This is a genomic window from Sphingomonas sp. (genome assembly GCF_035317925.1).
GTDB lineage: Bacteria > Pseudomonadota > Alphaproteobacteria > Sphingomonadales > Sphingomonadaceae > Sphingomonas_I.
Genome location: NZ_DATHFV010000120.1, coordinates 18,385 through 37,112, shown reverse-complemented (window position 1 = coordinate 37,112; position 18,728 = coordinate 18,385). Strand labels below are relative to the sequence as shown.

At 65.9% G+C, this 18,728-nt stretch carries 16 protein-coding genes; 9 read left to right on the top strand and 7 right to left on the bottom strand.

The window, feature by feature from the left end:
• Positions 1-27 precede the first annotated feature (27 nt).
• Positions 28-591 (bottom strand): TlpA disulfide reductase family protein, encoded by a 564-nt coding sequence (locus tag VK533_RS08695; protein WP_324376475.1) that lies wholly within the window; start codon positions 589-591, stop codon positions 28-30.
• Between the two features lie 16 nt (positions 592-607).
• Here VK533_RS08695 and argH point away from each other — a divergent pair, with 16 nt between their 5' ends.
• Genes argH through VK533_RS08665 form a run of 6 tightly spaced genes read left to right on the top strand, consistent with a single transcriptional unit; the run spans position 608 to position 6,083 of the window.
• The gene (argH, locus tag VK533_RS08690; RefSeq protein WP_324376493.1) at positions 608-1,975 is read left to right on the top strand and encodes an argininosuccinate lyase; all 1,368 of its coding nucleotides are present in this window, start codon (positions 608-610) and stop codon (positions 1,973-1,975) included.
• Positions 1,972-2,208: a hypothetical protein gene (locus tag VK533_RS08685; protein ID WP_324376473.1), complete on the top strand. Its 237-nt coding sequence runs from the start codon at positions 1,972-1,974 to the stop codon at positions 2,206-2,208. The genes argH and VK533_RS08685 overlap by 4 nt, the downstream gene beginning before the upstream one ends.
• A 1-nt stretch (position 2,209) precedes the next feature.
• Entirely contained in the window at positions 2,210-3,469 is a 1,260-nt protein-coding gene (gene lysA / locus VK533_RS08680; protein ID WP_324376471.1) for a diaminopimelate decarboxylase, read from the top strand.
• 7 nt (positions 3,470-3,476) lie between these two features.
• Positions 3,477-4,349, top strand: coding sequence for a UTP--glucose-1-phosphate uridylyltransferase GalU (gene galU, locus VK533_RS08675; protein ID WP_324376469.1), 873 nt, complete (start codon positions 3,477-3,479; stop codon positions 4,347-4,349).
• Between the two features lie 31 nt (positions 4,350-4,380).
• Positions 4,381-5,112, top strand: coding sequence for a precorrin-2 dehydrogenase/sirohydrochlorin ferrochelatase family protein (locus VK533_RS08670; RefSeq protein ID WP_324376467.1), 732 nt, complete (start codon positions 4,381-4,383; stop codon positions 5,110-5,112).
• Complete coding sequence (locus VK533_RS08665; protein WP_324376465.1) at positions 5,109-6,083, top strand: zinc transporter ZntB; 975 nt, start codon at positions 5,109-5,111, stop codon at positions 6,081-6,083. The genes VK533_RS08670 and VK533_RS08665 overlap by 4 nt, the downstream gene beginning before the upstream one ends.
• On the opposite strand, the gene VK533_RS08660 is transcribed toward VK533_RS08665, so the two are convergent.
• From VK533_RS08660 to VK533_RS08645, 4 genes are all read right to left on the bottom strand, one after another.
• Entirely contained in the window at positions 6,080-7,315 is a 1,236-nt protein-coding gene (locus tag VK533_RS08660; protein ID WP_324376464.1) for a NupC/NupG family nucleoside CNT transporter, read from the bottom strand. The genes VK533_RS08665 and VK533_RS08660 overlap by 4 nt on opposite strands.
• A gap of 121 nt (positions 7,316-7,436) precedes the next feature.
• Positions 7,437-9,569: a sodium-translocating pyrophosphatase gene (locus VK533_RS08655; protein ID WP_324376463.1), complete on the bottom strand. Its 2,133-nt coding sequence runs from the start codon at positions 9,567-9,569 to the stop codon at positions 7,437-7,439.
• A gap of 189 nt (positions 9,570-9,758) precedes the next feature.
• Positions 9,759-10,673, bottom strand: coding sequence for a thiamine-phosphate kinase (thiL, locus tag VK533_RS08650; RefSeq protein WP_324376462.1), 915 nt, complete (start codon positions 10,671-10,673; stop codon positions 9,759-9,761).
• Positions 10,674-10,745: 72 nt separating this feature from the next.
• Positions 10,746-11,159 carry a hypothetical protein gene (locus VK533_RS08645; RefSeq protein WP_324376461.1) on the bottom strand — a complete coding sequence of 138 codons (414 nt, stop codon included), beginning with the start codon at positions 11,157-11,159 and terminating at the stop codon, positions 10,746-10,748.
• Between the two features lie 304 nt (positions 11,160-11,463).
• Here VK533_RS08645 and VK533_RS08640 point away from each other — a divergent pair, with 304 nt between their 5' ends.
• Positions 11,464-13,281: a hypothetical protein gene (locus VK533_RS08640; protein WP_324376460.1), complete on the top strand. Its 1,818-nt coding sequence runs from the start codon at positions 11,464-11,466 to the stop codon at positions 13,279-13,281.
• Positions 13,282-13,287: 6 nt separating this feature from the next.
• On the opposite strand, the gene recQ is transcribed toward VK533_RS08640, so the two are convergent.
• Together recQ and VK533_RS08630 are read right to left on the bottom strand one after the other, a co-directional pair.
• On the bottom strand, positions 13,288-15,042 hold the full coding sequence (gene recQ, locus VK533_RS08635; RefSeq protein WP_324376459.1) for a DNA helicase RecQ: 1,755 nt from the start codon (positions 15,040-15,042) through the stop codon (positions 13,288-13,290).
• A 28-nt stretch (positions 15,043-15,070) separates the two neighbouring features.
• Entirely contained in the window at positions 15,071-17,647 is a 2,577-nt protein-coding gene (locus VK533_RS08630) for a BTAD domain-containing putative transcriptional regulator (RefSeq protein ID WP_324376458.1), read from the bottom strand.
• 183 nt (positions 17,648-17,830) lie between these two features.
• Here VK533_RS08630 and VK533_RS08625 point away from each other — a divergent pair, with 183 nt between their 5' ends.
• Both VK533_RS08625 and VK533_RS08620 read left to right on the top strand, forming a co-directional pair.
• Positions 17,831-18,013: a hypothetical protein gene (locus VK533_RS08625; protein WP_324376457.1), complete on the top strand. Its 183-nt coding sequence runs from the start codon at positions 17,831-17,833 to the stop codon at positions 18,011-18,013.
• A gap of 92 nt (positions 18,014-18,105) precedes the next feature.
• Positions 18,106-18,630 (top strand): inorganic diphosphatase, encoded by a 525-nt coding sequence (locus VK533_RS08620; protein WP_324376456.1) that lies wholly within the window; start codon positions 18,106-18,108, stop codon positions 18,628-18,630.
• Positions 18,631-18,728 lie beyond the last annotated feature (98 nt).

The window sequence follows — 18,728 nt, the reverse complement described above, 5'->3', positions numbered from 1 at the left end:
CGGAAATCGCGACAAATCAAAAACTGATCAGCCGCCGGCCTGCGCGATCAACGCCGCCGCCTCCGGCCCGCTCCAGTCCATGTCGCGCGCGATGCGCCACACCTGCTTGCCGTCGGCGCTGTAAAGGACCGTCGTCGGCAGCGACGACGCCTTGAGCGGGATCATCAATGCGCTGTTGGTATCCATCCACGGCTTGAGCGTCTTGAGCGGGCGTTTCTGGAGGAACGGCGTGACGACGCGCGCCCCTTCCAGATCCTCGTTCACGACCACGACCTGCAATTTGCCCGCCTCGCGCGCGGCAAGCGCGTCGAGCGTCGGCAATTCCTTGATGCACGGCACGCACCAGGTCGCCCACAGATTGACCAGCAAGGGCGTGCCCTTGAGATCGGACAATTTGGCGGGCTGACCATCCGCATTCCTGATCTCGACGGTCGGGATCGCCTTGCCCTTGTCGGACAGATCGGGGCCGGCGGGCGGCTCGACGGGCACGGGCGGTTGCACGGGCTGCGCTTGCGGCGCAGGGGCCGCTTGCTTATGGCAACCGCCGAGCGCGGCCAGCAGCGTTAGGGAAGCAAGGGCAAGACGCCGCATGTCGGACTCCAATGCCATGTGGGGAGGGCGTTTCGCCGATGGACCTAGCGCCATCATGCGCGAAATCAACGCCTCGATTCCATTCGACAAGCGACTTTGGCGGCAGGACATCGTCGCCAGCCGCGCGCATGTCGCGATGCTGGGCAAGCAGGGCATCGTCGATGCGGCCGATGTGGCCGCGATCGACCGGGGCCTCGCCCAGATCGCGGACGAATATGAAAAGAGCGGGCCGCCCGAGGATTTGAGCCTCGAAGATATCCATATGACTGTCGAAAGCCGGCTGGCCGAGCTGGTCGGACCGGCGGCGGGCCGGTTGCACACCGCGCGGTCGCGCAACGATCAGGTCGCGACCGACTTCCGCTTGTGGGTGCGTGATGCGATCGATGCGGTGATCGCCGGTCTAAACGCCTTCCAGGCGGCCCTTCTGGTTCGCGCCACAGAACATGCCGCGACGATCATGCCTGGCTTCACGCATCTCCAGATCGCGCAGCCGGTGACGCTCGGCCATCATCTGATGGCGTGGCACGCGATGATCGGGCGCGATCTGTCGCGCTTCGCCGACGCCCGCGCCCGCATGAATCGTTCGCCGCTCGGCAGCGCCGCGCTCGCCGGCACCGGCTTCCCGATCGATCGCCATGCGACCGCGGCCGCGCTCGGCTTCGACGGGCCGACCGGTAATTCACTCGATTCGGTCTCCGACCGCGATTTCGCGCTCGACTATCTGATGGCCGCGACCCAGTGCAGCCTGCATCTGTCACGGATGGCTGAGGAATTCGTGATCTGGGCGAGCCAGCCTTACGGTTTCGTCTCGCTGCCTGACGCTTATTCGACCGGCTCGTCGATCATGCCGCAGAAGCGCAACCCCGACGCGGCCGAGCTGGTGCGCGGCCATTCGGGGCGGATCGCGGGCTGCATGGTCGCGCTGACGATGACGATGAAGGGCCTGCCGCTCGCTTATTCGAAGGACATGCAGGACGATAAGCCGCCGGTATTCGAGGCGCACGACCTGCTCGCGCTCTCGATCGCGGCGATGACCGGCATGGTCGAGACGACACGGTTCGTGCCGGAGCGGATGCGCGCGGCGGCCGAAGCGGGCTTCTCGACCGCGACCGATTTCGCCGACTGGCTGGTGCGCGAGGGCAATATCCCGTTCCGCGAGGCGCATCACATCACCGGCCGTGCGGTGAAGCTCGCCGAAACCGAAGGTGTCGCGCTGGCCGCCTTGCCGCTCGAAGCCTTGCAGGCGATCGACAGCCGTATCGACGAACGCGTGTTCGGCGTGCTGACGGTCGACGCCTCGGTCGCGAGCCGGACAAGCCATGGCGGCACCGCACCCGAACAGGTCCGCGCACGCATCGCCGAAGCCAGGAAGGGCAAAGCATGAAGCGCCTTCTGATCCCAGCCGCCTTCCTTGGCCTCGCCGCCTGCGGCAACAAGCAGACCTTGCACCCGCCCGCAGGCGCGGCACTGCCGATCAAGCCCGCGACCGCGCCGGCCGCGCCGACCGCGGTGCAATTGCTCAAGCAGCCGACGAGCGAGCGCCCGTCGCGCAGCGACGAATTGCTGACCAAGTCGCAGCCGCGCCCGGTCGATCCGTTCGATCAGCCGCCCAAATAAGATGGATCATTTCGAGATTAAGGACGGCGTGATGCACGCCGAAGGCGTGCCGCTGACGCGGATCGCGGAAGAAGCCGGCACGCCGATCTATGTCTATTCGACCGCGACGATCGAACGCCATGTGCGCGTCTTCCGCGAGGCGCTGGCGGGGATCGCGGATCCGTGGATCGCGTTCGCGGTCAAGGCCAATCCCAACCGCGCGGTGCTGGCGACACTCGCCAAGGCCGGCCTGGGCGCCGACGTCGTTTCCGGCGGCGAATTGATGCGCGCGCGCGCTGCCGGCATTCCGGCCGCGAAGATCGTCTTTTCCGGCGTCGGCAAGACTGCCGAGGAAATGGCGCTGGGCCTCAAGGAAGGCATCGGTCAGTTCAACCTCGAATCGGTCGAGGAAGCCGAAATGCTGTCCGAGGTCGCCACGTCGCTCGGCCTGACGGCGAAGGTCGCGTTCCGCATCAACCCCGATGTCGATGCGGGCACGCACAGCAAGATCTCGACCGGCCGCGCCGATGACAAGTTCGGCATCGTCTATGATCGCGCGGTAGCTGCCTATGCCCGCGCCGCCGAGCTGCCTGGCCTCGATCCGACCGGGGTCGCGGTCCATATCGGCAGCCAGCTGACCGATCTCACCCCCAGCCGCGCAGCATTCGAGCGCGTCGGCGTCTTGATCGCCGAACTGCGTGCCGCCGGTCACACGATCACCACAGCCGATCTGGGCGGCGGCCTGGGTGTGCCGTACAATCCCGCCGTGCCCGCGCCGCCTTCGCCCGCCGATTATGGCGCGATGGTGGCGGATGTGACCGCCGGCTGGGATGTGCGGCTGATCTTCGAGCCAGGCCGTGTGATCGTCGGCAATGCGGGCGTAATGCTGACGCGTGTCATCAGAGTGAAAGAGGGCAAGACCTATCCGTTCGTGGTGGTCGATGCCGGGATGAACGATCTGCTCCGCCCGAGCCTGTACGATGCGTGGCATAATATCCGTGCGGTCGAGCCCAATGGCGACACCTTCATCGCCAATATCGTCGGGCCGATCTGCGAAACCGGCGACACTTTCGCCCGTTCGCGCGAAATGGATAAGGTGGAGGCCGGCGATCTGGTCGCCTTCATGACCGCGGGCGCCTATGGTGCCACCATGGCGAACACCTATAATTCGCGCGGGCTCGTGCCCGAAGCGATCGTATCGGGGGAGGAATGGGCGGTCGTGCGCGACCGTCAGCCGATTGAGGCGCTGATCGAGGCCGACAAGCTTCCCCCCTGGCTTTGAGGAAAACATGACCAACAAGCGCGTACGCAAGGCGGTTTTTCCGGTGGCGGGCTTCGGCACCCGCTTCCTGCCCGCGACCAAGGCTGTGCCCAAGGAATTGCTGCCGGTCGTCGACCGTCCGCTGATCCAATATGCGATCGACGAGGCGCGCGCGGCGGGGATCGAACAGATGATCTTCGTCACCGGCCGCGGCAAGCACGCGATCGAGGATTATTTCGACAGCGCGTTCGAGATCGAGCACGATCTCAACGCCAAGGCCAAGACCGAGATATTGGAGGCGATGCGTCCGACCCGGCTCGAGCCCGGCCAGGCCGCTTTCGTCCGCCAGCAGCAGATGGCGGGTCTCGGCCATGCGGTCTGGTGCGCGCGCCAGCTGATCGGCGACGAGCCGTTCGCGGTGCTGCTGCCCGACGAATTGCTGTGGAACCCGGCCAACCCCTGCCTCAAGCAGATGTGCGCCACCTATGACGCCGAAGGCGGCAATGTCGTCGCGGTGGTCGAGGTGCCGGAGGAGCATACGCACCGTTACGGCATCGTCGAACCCGGCGCGTCGAACGGCGCGGTGACCGAGGTCCGCAGCATGGTGGAGAAACCCAAGGCGGGTACCGCGCCGTCGCGGCTGGCGGTGGTCGGCCGCTACATCCTCCAGCCCGAAGTGCTCGACATATTGTCCGAGGGCAAGAAGGGCGCGGGCGGCGAGATCCAGTTGACCGACGCGATGGCCGAGCTGATCGGCAGGCAGCCCTTCCACGCACAGACGTTCGAGGGCACGCGCCACGATTGCGGCGAGAAAGCCGGCTTCATCATCGCCAATATCGCGCTCGCGCTGGAGCGCGACGATATCGCCGACACGATCCGCGCCTACGCGCGGTCAATCTAGCCGAGGCGTTACGCACAGCCTGCCGATCTTCGTGCGGCTGGAGGGCAAGCCGGTCATCCTGATCGGCGACGGCCCCGCCGCCGACGCCAAAGCGCGGCTGCTGGAACGCGCCGGCGCGCGTATCGTCGGTGAGGATAGTGCCGAGGCTACACTCGCCGTGGTTGCCGATGGTGACGAGGCTGCAGCCGCACGGCTCAGGGCGCGCGGGCTGCTGGTCAATGTCGTCGACCGGCCCGATTTGTGCGACTTCACCTTGCCCGCGATCATCGACCGCGATCCGGTGCTGGTCGCGATCGGTACGGGCGGCGCGTCCGCGGGACTCGCCGCCGCGCTCCGGCAGCGGCTCGAACCCCTGCTGCCGGCCGGCCTGGGCAAGCTGGCGGAGGCTTTGCTCGGCGCGCGCGAATCACTGCGCGTGCGCTTCCCCGATATCGACGTGCGACGACGCGCGATCGGCGGCTTGCTTGCCGCCGGCGGTCCGCTCGATCCGCTCGCCGACCATGACGATCCCGCCGCGGCGATCACCACCGCCGAAGCCGCGCCGGGGCGGATCGAGCGGATTGAAATTGCCGATGCCGATGCCGATCTGCTCACTTTGCGCGCGGCGCGCCTGCTCGGTCTTGCCGACCGGCTTTACATCGAAGGCAGCGTGCCGACCGCGATTCTCGACCGCGCCCGCGCCGACGCGGTGCGGATCGCACAAGCCCCGCCGCGCGTTCCCGCGCCCGGCCTTTCGCTCCACCTGATCTGGACACCGCAATGAACCGTTGGGCGCTCGAACTGAAAAAGGACGGCAAGGGGCATGAGGTCGACGCGGCCGAAGCCTGCTCGGCGCGGAAATCCCCCGCCATCTTCGTCTGGGTCCATCTCGACGGACGCGAGCAGGACACGCTGCAATGGCTGCAAGACCATGGCGGGATGCCGACCACGGTCATTTACGCGCTGACGGCGATGGAAACACGCCCCCGCAGCGAGGCGATCGAGGACGGCGCGTTGATCAACCTGCGCGGACCCGCCGCCGATGACGATAAGAGCAAGAATGGCGAAGATACGCTCGTCTCGATCCGCGTGTGGGTCGAGCAGGGGCGTGCCATTTCGGTCAGTTTCCACCCGCTCAAGGGGATCGACAAGCTCGTCGACCAGATGAAAGCGGGCGAGATCAAGGATCCTGGCGACCTTGTCTCGCATCTCGCGATGATCATCACCAAGCAGGTCGATCCCGTGATCAGCGATCTCGCCGATCTGGTCGACGAATGCGAGTTGAGACTGGAGCCCGAACATGCGTTCGAAACGCGCCGCCGCATCGCCACGGCACGCTCCGACGCGATCGCCTATCGCCGCTTCGTGGCGCCGCAACGCGTGGCGCTGACGCAGCTCGCCGAACTGGACACCCCTTGGCTGGAAGATGACGACCGCCTGCACCTGCGGGAGGCGGCGGACCGCTTTGCGCGCATGGCCGAGGATCTGGAGGCGGTGCGCGAACGATCGGCGCTGATCCACGAACAACTGACCGACCTCAGATCCGAGCAGCTCGAAAAACGGGCCTTGTTGATCTCGATCGTCGCCTTGATCTTCCTGCCGTTGACCTTCCTGACCGGCCTGCTCGGCATGAATGTCGACGGCATCCCCGATGCCCATGAGCCCTGGGCCTTCTGGGCGGTTGTCGCCTTCTGCGTGATCATCGCCGTCGTGATCACTGCCTGGTTCGCGTTCGCCCGCTGGTTCAAGGGCTAGGGGATCAGCATCCCTGCCAGTGCCGCCGACATCAGATTGGCGAGGCTGCCCGCGAGCAGAGCCTTGAGGCCGAGCCGCGCGATCATCGGCCGCTGATTGGGGGCGAGGCCGCCGGTCACCGCCATCTGGATCGCGATCGAGCTGAAATTGGCGAAACCGCACAAAGCGAAGGTCACCACCGCCTGGCTGTGCGCGCTCAATGTCGAGGTCAGCTTGCCGAGATGGATGTAGGCGACGAATTCGTTGAGCACGATCTTCTCGCCGAACAGGCCCCCCGCCGCGCCGGCCTGATCCCACGGCACGCTGATCAGATACATGATCGGCGCGAAGACATAGCCCAGGATGCGCTGAAAGGTCAGATCGGCGATGCCAAACCAGCCACCGACGCCCGACAAGATGCCGTTGGCGAGCGCGACCAAAGCAACGAAGGCGAACACCATCGCCCCGACCATCACCGCCAGCCGCACGCCCAGTTGCGCGCCCTGCGCGGCCGCCATGATCACGTTGGCGGGCTTTTCATCCTCATCCGCGTGACTGGTATCGACCATTTCGTGGATCGGCAGATTCACGTCGGCGGGATTGTCCGGCATCATCATCTTCGCCATCAGGATCGCGCCGGGCGCGGACATGAAGCTCGCCGCGAGCAGATACTCAATGCGGATGCCCATCGCGGCATAGGCCGCGAGGATCGTGCCCGCGACGCCGGCCATGCCGCTCGTCATCACCTGAAACAGCTGGCTCGGGCGCAGAGCCGCGAGATAGGGGCGGATCACCAAAGGCGCTTCCGACTGGCCGACGAAGATGTTGGCCGCCGCGCACAGGCTCTCGACCTTGCTGATCCCGACGACCCATTCGATCGCGCCGCCGAGCCACCGCACGATCTTCTGCATGACGCCGAGATGGTAGAGGATCGAGACCAGGCTCGCGAAGAAGATGATGACGGGCAACGCCTGCAGCGCGAAATTCTGGCCGAGCGGCGACGACGCGAACGGGCCGAACAGGAAAGCCGTGCCCTCGCCCGCATAGCCGAGCAAGGCGCTGACGCCGCCGGCCATCCACGCGATCGCCCCCCGGCCGGCGGGCACGTACAGCACCAGCACCGCGATCCCGACCTGCAGCGCGAACGCCGCACCGACGACGCGCAGGCGGATCCAGCGCCGGTTGGACGACAGCGCGAATGCCACCAGAAGGATCAGGACGATGCCCGCCAGGCTGAGCAGATGAACGGTCATGCGCGCTTATTCCCCCTTAAGCCGACACGCGAGGATACACGCTCGCGTGACGAGGGCCAGTGTCGATCATATCTGGAAAAGTGTCCGACGCCGCCAACTTAGGCAGCGTCGGACTATTGGATCAGCCGCCGTGCGCAGCCAGCGCGGCCAGCAGCAACAGCGCGACGATGTTGGTGATCTTGATCATCGGGTTCACCGCCGGACCGGCGGTATCCTTGTAGGGATCGCCGACCGTGTCGCCGGTGACGGCGGCCTGGTGCGCGGGCGAACCCTTGCCGCCATAGGCACCGACCTCGATCACCTTCTTGGCATTATCCCAGGCACCGCCGCCCGAGGTCATCGAGATGGCGACGAACAGGCCCGACACGATCACGCCCATCAGCAAGGCGCCGAGCGCGGCGAAGCCGTTGCCCTGTCCGGCAACCTGCGTGATCGCGAAATAGACCACGACCGGGGCCAGCACCGGCAGCAGCGACGGCACGATCATCTCCTTGATCGCGCCTGCGGTGACGAGGCTGACCGTGCGCGCATAATTGGGGCGCACGCTGCGATCCGCGATGCCGGGATTTTCCTTGAACTGCGCGCGGATGTCCTGCGCGACCGCCTGCGCGGTGCGCCCGACCGCCGTCATCGCCATGCCGCCGAACAGATAAGGCAGCAGAGCGCCGAGCAGCAGCCCGACCACGACATAGGGATTGGACAGCGAGAAGTTGACCGCGACGTTGCCGAAGAATTGCGACAAATCCTCGGTATAGGTCGCGAACAGCACGAGCGCGGCAAGACCGGCCGAACCGATCGCATAGCCCTTGGTCACCGCCTTGGTGGTGTTGCCGACCGCGTCGAGCGCGTCGGTGCGCTCGCGCACCTCGCCCTCGAGCCCGGCCATTTCGGCGATGCCGCCGGCATTGTCGGTGACCGGGCCATAAGCGTCGAGCGCGACGACCATGCCGGCGAGCGCCAGCATCGCGGTCGCGGCGAAGGCGATGCCGATCAGGCCGGCGAGCTGGTAGCTGGCGATGATACCGACCACGATCACGAGCGTCGGCAGCGCGGTCGATTCCATCGAGACCGCGAGGCCCTGGATGACGTTGGTGCCGTGGCCCGAATCTGAGGCCTTGGCGATCGACTGGACCGGGCGATAATTGGTACCCGTATAATATTCGGTGATCCACACGATCAGGCCGGTCACGCCGAGCCCGACGAGCATGCACCAGAACAGGTCCATCGCGGTGAAGGCAGTGTGCGCGGCAACGGCGGGAGCGGTGTCGAGGCTGGTCGCCTCGGCCGCGCTGCCGATGATCGCGTTCATGTCCGGGAAGATGAAGTGAGTGGCCCACCACAAAGCCGGGATCGACAGGACGGCGGTGACGAGGAAGCCCTTGTAGAGCGCGCCCATGATCGAGCCGCCACCAAGGCGCACGAAATAGGTGCCGATGATTGAAGTGATAATGCAGACGCCGCCCGCGAGCAGCGGCAGCGTCATCAGCTTGAACGCATCGCTGCCGGCAACGAGCAAGGCGACCAGCACCATCGTGGCGCCGATCGTGACGACATAGGTTTCGAACAGATCGGCGGCCATGCCGGCGCAATCGCCGACATTGTCGCCGACATTGTCCGCGATCACGCCCGGGTTGCGATCGTCATCCTCGTCGAAGCCGAGCTCGTTCTTGCCGACCATGTCGGCGCCGACGTCGGCCGCCTTGGTGAAGATGCCGCCGCCGAGACGCGCGAAGATCGAGATGAGCGAGGCGCCGAAGGACAGCGCCACCAGCGCGTTGATCACCGGCCGGCTGGTCGCAACCATGCCGCTATGGACGAGCGCGAAGAAGTAACCGGCGATGGCGAGCAAAGCCAAACCGGCGACGAGCATGCCCGTCACCGCGCCCGAACGGAACGCCATCGTCAGGCCGCCCTGCAGCGAGTGACGCGCGGCCTCAGCGGTACGGACATTGGCGCGCACCGAAATATTCATGCCGATGAAGCCAGTCACGCCCGACAGGATCGCGCCGATCGCGAAGCCGATCGCGGGGACCACACCGAGAAAGAAGAAGACCAGGATCGCAACGACCACGCCGACGATGGCGATCGTGGTATATTGCTTGGTGAGATAGGCACGGGCGCCTTCCTGGATCGCGGCGGCAATGTCCTGCATCCGCTGATTGCCGGCAGGCGCGCGCAGCACCTGCATCGCGGTGATGATTCCGTACAGTACGGCTAGCAGGCCACAGCCAATGGCCAGTTCAACGATCAGCATTCTCTCTAATCCCCCAATGGTTTTAGCACCGCATTGTTTGCGGCCGGGTTTGGGGAAGGCTTAAAGCGACTTGGCGCTATCGGCAAGCTACGCGAAGTGCCGGAAATTCAGGCCGAGAAATGGTGCAGACCGAGCGCCGCGAAGCCGCCGCACGCGAGACCCATCAGCAACATGGTCAGGCTGCGAAGATCATGGCGCGTCATGTTCATATCCAAGGCGTTCGGGCAGTGGCACCGCGCCGCTTCGATCCGTGAGGCTAAGGCCATGTCCGGAGGTGAAACGGCCGATCGCGCTGATCTTAGCGAGATGCGGTTGCGAAAGGCTTAAATTGCCAGGGCCCGCGAACAGCAATTCGTAATCGTCGCCGGCGGTGATCGCCGCCATCCGGTCCGCGCCTTCGGGAATCGGTACCGCCTCCAGATCGATCTCGACCGCGAGCCCGCCCGCCTCCGCCATCCGCATCGCGTCGATCAGCAGCCCGTCCGAAATATCGGCCATGGCGTGGACCAAAGGCGCGAGCGCCTGGCCTTCCACCAGCCGCGGCTGCGGCCGGCGATAGGCGGCGAGCCACTCGGCCGGGCCTTCGCGCTCGCCTTTGGCGATGGCGAGGCCCAACCCCGCCGCGCCGACTTCGCCCGTCATGTAGAGGATATCGCCGGCTTGCGCGCCCGCGCGGCGCGGGGCGCCATGCGGCGGCGCCTCGCCGATCGCGGTGAGGCCATGCGCGCGCGGCGCGCCCGCGGGCGTCTGCACCGTATCCCCGCCCAGCAAGGGCACGGCGAAGGCATCGAGCGCCTCGCGCAGGCCCGCGATGAAGGCCGTATCCCGCTCCGCCGCCACGTCCAGCGAATAGCCCAGCAGCACGCCCACCGGCCGCGCGCCCTTGGCGGCGAGATCGGACAGGTTCACCGCGACCAGCTTCCACGCCACGTCCCCAGGCGGATCGCCGGGCAGATAATGGACGCCCTCGACGATCATGTCGTGGGTCAGCACCAGCACCACATTGCCGAGCTCGAGCACCGCCGCATCGTCGGCCAGCCCACGCGCGGCGGGATGGCGTGCCAGCGGTTTCAGCCGATCGATGAAGTCGCGCTCGCGGGACATGGGGCTTTCTTAGCCCGCACGCATCGGCGCAACCATCGTAAACGAGGTTGCGCCGCCCGATCGGGGATGCCCCTATGCGCAGGTCGCGAAATAAGGGCCTTTCAGAACCTTGGCATAGGAGAAGACATGGCAGGTCTTCACCTTGGCCCCGTTTTTGAAAACATAAGCGGTGACATGATCGAAGCCTTTGAAAGGATCGTCTCCGCCCTCATGCCAAAGGCTGGATTTCAAATAAAGATTGGTGCCGGCAGCCGAATTGTACCCGTTGGTGACCGAATCCTGGGTCGAATTGCTCAGCGCTGCCGAGATCGCCGTCTTGCTTGGATCGTTCGATTTGAGCGCGAGCTGGGTTGCGGTGATCGCCGCCCAAGTGGAACAGCTTTCGTTTGTACAAACGAATACCGCAGCTGGCGCAACTTCCGAGAAAGCCCAAGCGCAGCAGAATAAAGCCGCCTTAAAGGCGACATGACCTTTGATATTGCCCATCACGACCCTCATCAATTGAAGTTGATAAGCCAAAACAACACTTTCTGCCCGGCACTATGCGTCAGGCATGAACAGAATTATTTATTGAATTTTTCCTGTAACAAAGAATATTGCACATTTTTCGCCGGATTCGAACCTGGAGAATATCCCAATTTGGTGGAAACCACCGCCGGGCCGGCACAGCCACGGCGCGAGCGTGGTTGGGATTGCGCTAAAAGCCGCGGATCACTGCAACGAACGCGTCGCCCGTTCCCAATTCCCAACCGTGCCGCTTTGGGGCACAGTGGCAGCAGTTTGAGGGGGGATGACCTTGGACGCCACCTATTCCGACCCAGTGCCGAGACGGCTGCCTGCCTGGGCGCGGATCGCCGCCATCCTGCTGGCGCTCGCGGTGTTCATCCCGAACTTCGAAGCGATCGGACTCCTACTCGGCTGGCCCGCCGATGCCGGCACGGTCGGCGCCAGTTTTGCGCCCGCGCCGAAGTTCGCGCCCGGCTATGTCGAAGCGGCGAAGGTCGTGCCCGGCCTGCCGATGGCCGAGGCCGGCGTGGCCACCGGCGATCATCTACGCTTCGACCGGCGCTACGACTATCTGCGCCCGATCCACGCCGGCGAGCAGATCGGATTCTCCATCCAGCGCCAGGGCGTCGTCCGACACCATGCGGTCACTGCCATCGCACGACCGCCCTTGTCGCGCGCGAACGTCAATGTGATCGCGCTCCAATTGCGGTCGATCCTGGCCAACCTCATCATCGCATCTTTGGGCACGATCATCCTGTTGCGCTGCGGCCGTCAGCGGCCGGCCTTCCTGCTCGGCCTCGCGCTCTTGTGCTACAGCGTCTACCTGCCGGGACCGATGGAAAGCCGGCCGCCGGTCTTCCAGATATTCTTCGTCTTTTACTGGCTCGGGATCGCGACCGCTTCCACGCTGCTGCCGGCCTTTGCGGTGACGTTCAATGAGGAGACGACCGGCGTGGTGCATCGCTGGCGGCGCTGGGCGCTGGCGGCGGCGGGCGTGGGCGTGATCCTGTTCACCCTGGCCTTCTGCACCGCCGAGCTCGCGTTGGTCGAATTGCCAATTCTGGGCGACGGCACGCGGATACCGATATTGATCACGGCCCCCGCATTCGCGTTCACGCTCTACGTCCTTTACGAAGGCTGGAAGCGCAGCACGCGTTATGTGCAGACGCGTTATGCGTTTCTGCTGCTGGCCGTCGCCGCGATGATGGCGGGCTATGGCGTCAATTCGTACAATTTCTTCATCGGCCACGCCTATGCCGATGACATCGCCGACCCGATCGGCTGGATCGGCTATGGGCTGACGGGTTATATCTTCCCGGCGCTCGCCTCCTACGCGATCCTGCGCCACCGGGTGCTGGACATCGGCTTCGCCATCAACCGCACGCTGGTTTATGGCGCGGTCAGTGCGATCCTGCTGATATCGTTCGGCCTGTCCGAATGGGCGGCCGAGCATTTCCTGCCGATCGAATCGCACAATGCGAGTCTGTTGCTGGACGCGGGGATCGCGCTCGCCATTTTCCTCGCCTTCCATCGCCTGCGCGATTTCGTCGAGCATCGGATCGAGGCTTTGTTCTTCCGCGGCTGGCACCATAACGAAGCCCGGTTGCGGACCTTCGTCAGGGAGGCGCACTTCATCGGCAAGGCGCCGGTGTTGCGGGACGCTTTTGTCGCCGAGTTGCGCCGTTTTTCGGGCGGGGCGGCTTGCGCGCTCTATATGCAAGGCGAGGGCGCCGATTTCGTGCTGGCGGGAGGCGAGGGCGCGCACGCGATCGATGCCGATCTTCCGGTCGCGGTGAAATTACGCGCCACGCGCGAGGCGATCGAAACCGATGAGGGACTGGCGCTGCCGATGATTCAGCGCGCCGAACTGACCGGCTTCCTGCTGCTCGGCGCCAAGCCGTCGGGCGGCCAATATCGGCCCGACGAGCGCGAATTGCTCGCCTGGTCGGCGCATGAGATCGGCCTCGATCTTTATGCGCTCAAGGTCGAGCAGCTGGAGGCGGTGGGCGAGCAGGATCGGCGCGAGATTTTCCGGCTGACGACGATCGTGGAAACACTGGATGGCGCGGTGCGCGGCCAAAGGATGGCAGCCCAGCCCTGATTTTCCCTAGAAGTTCCGGACCACCGCGAGAAACGCATCGCCATAAGCCTCAAGCTTGCGCGCGCCGACGCCGCTGATCTCGGACAAAGCATGGCGATCGTGCGGCTTGATCGCCGCCATCTCGCGCAGGGTCGCATCGTGGAAGATGACGTAGGGCGGCACGCCCTGATCCCTGGCGAGTTCGCGGCGCAGGTCGCGCAGCGCATCGAACAGCGGATCGGCCGGGCCGAAGTCGCGGCTCGCGCGGCGCTTCTTCTCGCGCTTGGGCGGCAGCACGATCGCGACCGCTTCCTCGCCCTTCAGGATCGGTTTGGCGGCGGGGCCGAAGGACAGGCCGCCATAATCGTCGGCGCGCAAGGCATCGCGCGCGAGCAGGGCACGCGCGACCGGCTTGATCAGCCGGATCTCTTCCTCGTTCGCGATGCCGAATACGGACAGGCGGTGATGACCCAAGCTGAGGATTTTGTCGGTTTCCTTGCCCGCCAGGACGTCGGTGAGATGGGTTACGCCGAAGCGCATTTCGGTGCGGAAGGCGGCCGACAGCAATTTCCGCGCGACCTCGGTCGCATCGACGGATTCGGGCGGGTTCAGGCAATTGTCGCAATTTCCGCAGCGTTCGGGCGGATGCTCGCCGAAATGGCGCAGTAATATCGCACGGCGGCAGCCGGTCGCCTCGACCAGGCCGGCGAGCGCGTTGAGCCGCTGGCGTTCGCCGCCGCGCCGGCTGTCCTCGACCTCGGTTTCGATCCGGCGGCGGGCGCGCGCGAAATCCTCGGCACCCCAGAAAAGCTGCGCCGCCGCCGGATCGCCGTCGCGGCCGGCGCGGCCGGTTTCCTGATAATAAGCCTCGATCGATTTGGGGATGCCGGCATGCGCGACGAACCGCACGTCGGGCTTGTCGATGCCCATGCCGAAGGCGATCGTCGCGACCATCACCATGTCCTCCGACGAGACGAAGGCACGCGCATTGGCCTGCCGCACCGCCGGATCGAGCCCGGCATGATAGGCGCGCGTCGGCCGCCCTGTGGCCTCAAGCGCGGCCGCCAGCTTCTCGGTCTCGGCGCGGCTTTGCGCATAGATGATGCCCGGCCCCGGATTTTCCGCGATCAGATCGGCGAGTTGCTTGGTGAGGCCGTCGCGCGGGCTGACGGCGTAGCGGATATTGGGCCGGTCGAACCCCGCCAGGATCAGCCCGTCCTCGGGAATGCCGAGCTGGGCGAGAATATCGGCGCGTGTGTGCCGGTCGGCGGTGGCGGTCAGCGCCAGCCGGGGAACATCCGGGTGTGCGTCGAGCAGGCTTCGGAGCTGGCGATAATCGGGGCGGAAATCATGGCCCCATTCGGACACGCAATGCGCCTCGTCGATCGCGATCAAAGCGAGCGGCGTGCGGTCGAGCAGGCGACGGAAGCTGTCGACATTCGCGCGTTCCGGCGCAACGTAAAGCAGATCGAGTTCGCCATCGCGCAGGCGGCGCACCGTTTCGTCGCGATCGGTGTCGGCCGAGGTTAGCGACGCGGCACGAATCCCCGCCGCCTCGGCGGCGCGTACCTGATCGTGCATCAAGGCGATCAGGGGCGAGATGACGAGGCCGGTGCCGGGGCGGCACAGGCTCGGGATCTGATAGGTGAGCGACTTGCCCGCGCCGGTCGGCATCACCGCCAGCGTGTTCGCGCCCGCCATGACACGATCGATCACCTCGGCCTGGCGGCCGCGGAATTCGTGATAACCGAACGTGTCGTGCAGCGCGTCGAGGGGGGTCATGGTCGGGGGTTCTGTGTACGGCCGCCGGTTAGAAGTCCACGCCGTTGACGTCGATCTGCAGATCGCGATGCGTCAGCACGAGCGAACCGTCGGGCCGCGCCCAGAAGCTCGCCGACCACAGCAAATGGGTCGCATCCGTCACATCGCGCTCGGCGCCGGTGGCGAGATCGTGGCGCACGATAAAGCCGTCCGGATCGCCGCCGCCACGTTTGGCATAGAAAAGCGCTCCGTCGGTCAGCCACCAATTGCGCCAGTCGCTCGGATGGAGCCCGGCGATCACCAACTTTTCCGGTCCGGCGAGGGACGTGCCGTCAGGCGACAGTGCGCGCCGGCGCACGCCCGCCACGCCATCCGTAACGTAATAGAGATATCGGCCGTCCGCGCTCGGCCGCACCGTGCGCGGACCATCGCCGCTGACCGCGATTGCGGGGGCGTTTGCGAACGGATCGACCCGCCAGATTCGCCAACCGCCCGATTTGCGCGACGTGAAATAAAGATATTTGCCGTCGGGCGACCAGGCCGGCGATTGCTGCACCGCCGGATCGCGCGTGATCGCGCGCGGCGCACCGCCGTCGCCGCTGATCAGGAACAGATCGCTCTGATCGCTCGTGACGCCGATATAAGCGATCCACTTGCCGTCGGGCGACCAGGCCGGCTCCTGATAGAAGATGTCCTGCGTGAAGCTGATCTGGTGCGGCGGCTTGCCCTTGTCCGCGACCCACAGATTTTCCGGCCCGGCGCGCACCGAGACGAACGCCGCGCGGCCATTACGCGATTCAACATAGAAGCGATCGAACAGATTGGTGCGCAGACTGGAAATATATTGCGGCTCGGTCGCGGGCGTCGCGCCGCGCGGCACCTGCTGGAAGCTCGCATGATCCTTGAGCGCCTCGAACACGAGCCGGTCCTTGTGCCGTGCCGCGCTAAGCGCACGATATTCGACATCGCCGAGCGCCAGCCGCGTCAGGCCGCTGCCGTCGCGTGCGATCCACCACAGGCCGGTGTCGCCGGAGCGGTCCGACGAGAAAAACAAACCCTGATCTTTCGGGTCCCAGGTGAGACCCCAAACCGTCTTGCCGTCATGACTGAGCGAGCGATGTGTGCCGCCGTCGAGATCCTGCGTCTCGACCTCGACCGACTGCCACGCCTTGGTGCGCAGATAAGCGAGCGTCTTGCCGTCATGCGAAACCTGCGGATCGCCATCGCCCTGGATGTTGGCAGGCGGATCGGTCACCGCGGTTGTCGCGCCCGAGATCGTGTCGATCCTGTAGATGCGCGACACGCCGCCTTTGGTCGCGGCGTCGCTAAAATACAAAGTGCGGCCGTCGGGCGCCCAGCTCAACCGCGAGGTCAGAGCCGCCCGGCAATGGCCAGCAAGCCGTTCCTGCCCACCGGTCGAGGCCATGATCAGGATCGCACAGGGCGCATGGCCGTCGCGGGGCGATCGCGTGAAGGCGATCGCCGAGCCGTCGGGCGCCCACGCGGCATTGTCGTCGATGTCGGGATCATTGGTCAGCCGCACCGCCGTCTGATCACCGATCGTGACCAGATAGAGATCGACATTCTGCCGGTCCTGCAGCCGGCCAGTGTAGACGACGCGCGCGCCATCGGGCGCGATCGCGGGGCGCTGTTCGATCGAGGGATCGGCGGCGACCGGGAATAGCCGCGTGACCCTGGGCGCGGTCGGCGGCGGCGCGATCCAGCGGTGCAACCCGATCGCCGCGGCGACCAGGAGCGCTGCCGCCACGCCGATCAGGGCGGCGGGCGCGAACGAGCCGATCCGCCGTTGCGGCGGGGGCGGCATCACGGCGAGCGCGGTTTCGGCCCAGACGCCAACGATCGGCTCGGCCTCGACCGCCGTTGCCGCACGCTGCGGTCGCCGTTCGCCACGCAGCCGTTCGTGCAGCTTCTGCGTCTCGGGGTCCGGCGCGACCTGCAAATCGCGCCGTAGCGTGTCGGCCAGCGCGGCATAATGGAGCAAAGCTAGATCGGGCCGGCCGCTCGCCGCCTGCAACGCCATCAGCTGGCGGTGCGCCTGTTCGTTATAGGGATCGAGCGCGACCGAGCGCTCGGCAGCGGCGAGCCCTTCGGCGCGGTCGAACCCGCCCGCGATCGCGGCGGCGGCGAGCCGCTCCATCGCCGCGACCGCGAGACGGCACAGGCGCGCGCGCTCCTGATCGAGCCAGTCGTCAAATTCGGTCGAATCCACCGCCAGCCCATCGGCGAGCAGCGCGCCGCGATAGAGGGACACTGCCTCGGCTGCGCCGGCAACCTCATCGCGGGCCGCCGCCGTCTGGAACGCGATCGCATCGACGTCGACATCGTTGGCAAGCGCCAGCCAATCCCCCTCGGCGACGAGCAGGGGCGCGTGCTCCGCGCGGGCTTTGCGCAGGCCAGCAAGCAACTGACGCAGGCTGGTACGCGCCGCGTCGCTTTCCACGCGCGGCCAGAACATCTGCGCAAGCTGCTCACGCCGGGCGCGGCGATCGGGCTGCAACGCCAGAAAGGTGAAGAGGGCGACAGCCTTGCGTGTTCGCAGCACAGCGGAAGCGGCGGGCGCATCGAGCGCCAGCGTTCCGAGCACGCGCAAACAGCGAATCGCCACCAATCCTCCCCCGATTTCCCGTGAATATGCCGGACCGGGCATTTTTTCACGTCAGATTCACGCTGGTCATTACGGGGCGCGAACGGCGCCGGTCTAGCGGGCGATCCGGACAAAAGGACGCGTCGCCGCCCCCATTTCCTCCCCCACGGGGGCGGCGGCGCAAATATGGTCAAGGGAATTACGATGTTGCGTCTGTTTCGCCCCGATCTGTTGTGCGGCCTCGGCGGCTTCGCGCTGGGCGCGGCGGCCCTGCTGCTGAGCCATGGAGCGGTGGCGAGCCCGCCCCCGCCGCCGCCCGCGCAGACCGATATCCTGATCCAGGCGCAGGCCGATCCGGCGCTACGCCCCGATCTTCGCGCCGGATAATCGCACGCGAAACCGAATGTCGGATGGTTCGCATGGATCGTTCGGCAGCTCCGGGACTTGGAACCCCCAAGACAAGTCCCGGAGCACCCGAATTGGCCGATCTCTTCACCTTGCCCCACTGCCTCGACCGGGAGGCCGCAACCGTCCGTGCGATCGTCGAGACGCCCGCCGGCTGCCGCACCAAATATGATTATGACCGCGAAAGCGGGTTGTTCGCGCTGCACGACGTGCTGCCGGCGGGCATGGCGTTCCCGCTCGCCTTCGGCTTCGTGCCGAATACGCTCGCTGAGGACGGCGATCCGGTCGATATCCTGATCCTCGCCGACGAGACGCTGCCGGTCGACTGCCTGGCGACGGTCAAATTGCTGGGCGTGATCGAGGCCTGCCAAACCGAGCTCGACGGCCGGCGCAACCGCAACGACCGGCTGATTGGCCGCATCCTCAAGACGCGCATTCACGCCGATATGCAGGATATGGATGGCTTGGGCGGCGCGATGCTGGGTGAACTGACCAGCTTTTTCGAGACCTACAACCGGCTCAAGAACAAGAATTTTGCTGTGACCGGGATTGGCGACGCCGCCCGTGCCTGCACGCTGATCGCGGAGGTAACGCGATGATCCCGCCGCATTTCGTCGAGACGCTCGCTATCTGAGCTCGGTCGTAAGCGTCGACCTGCTTGCGATCGTGTCCTGGAAAGCGCGAGTCAGGCTCCGCT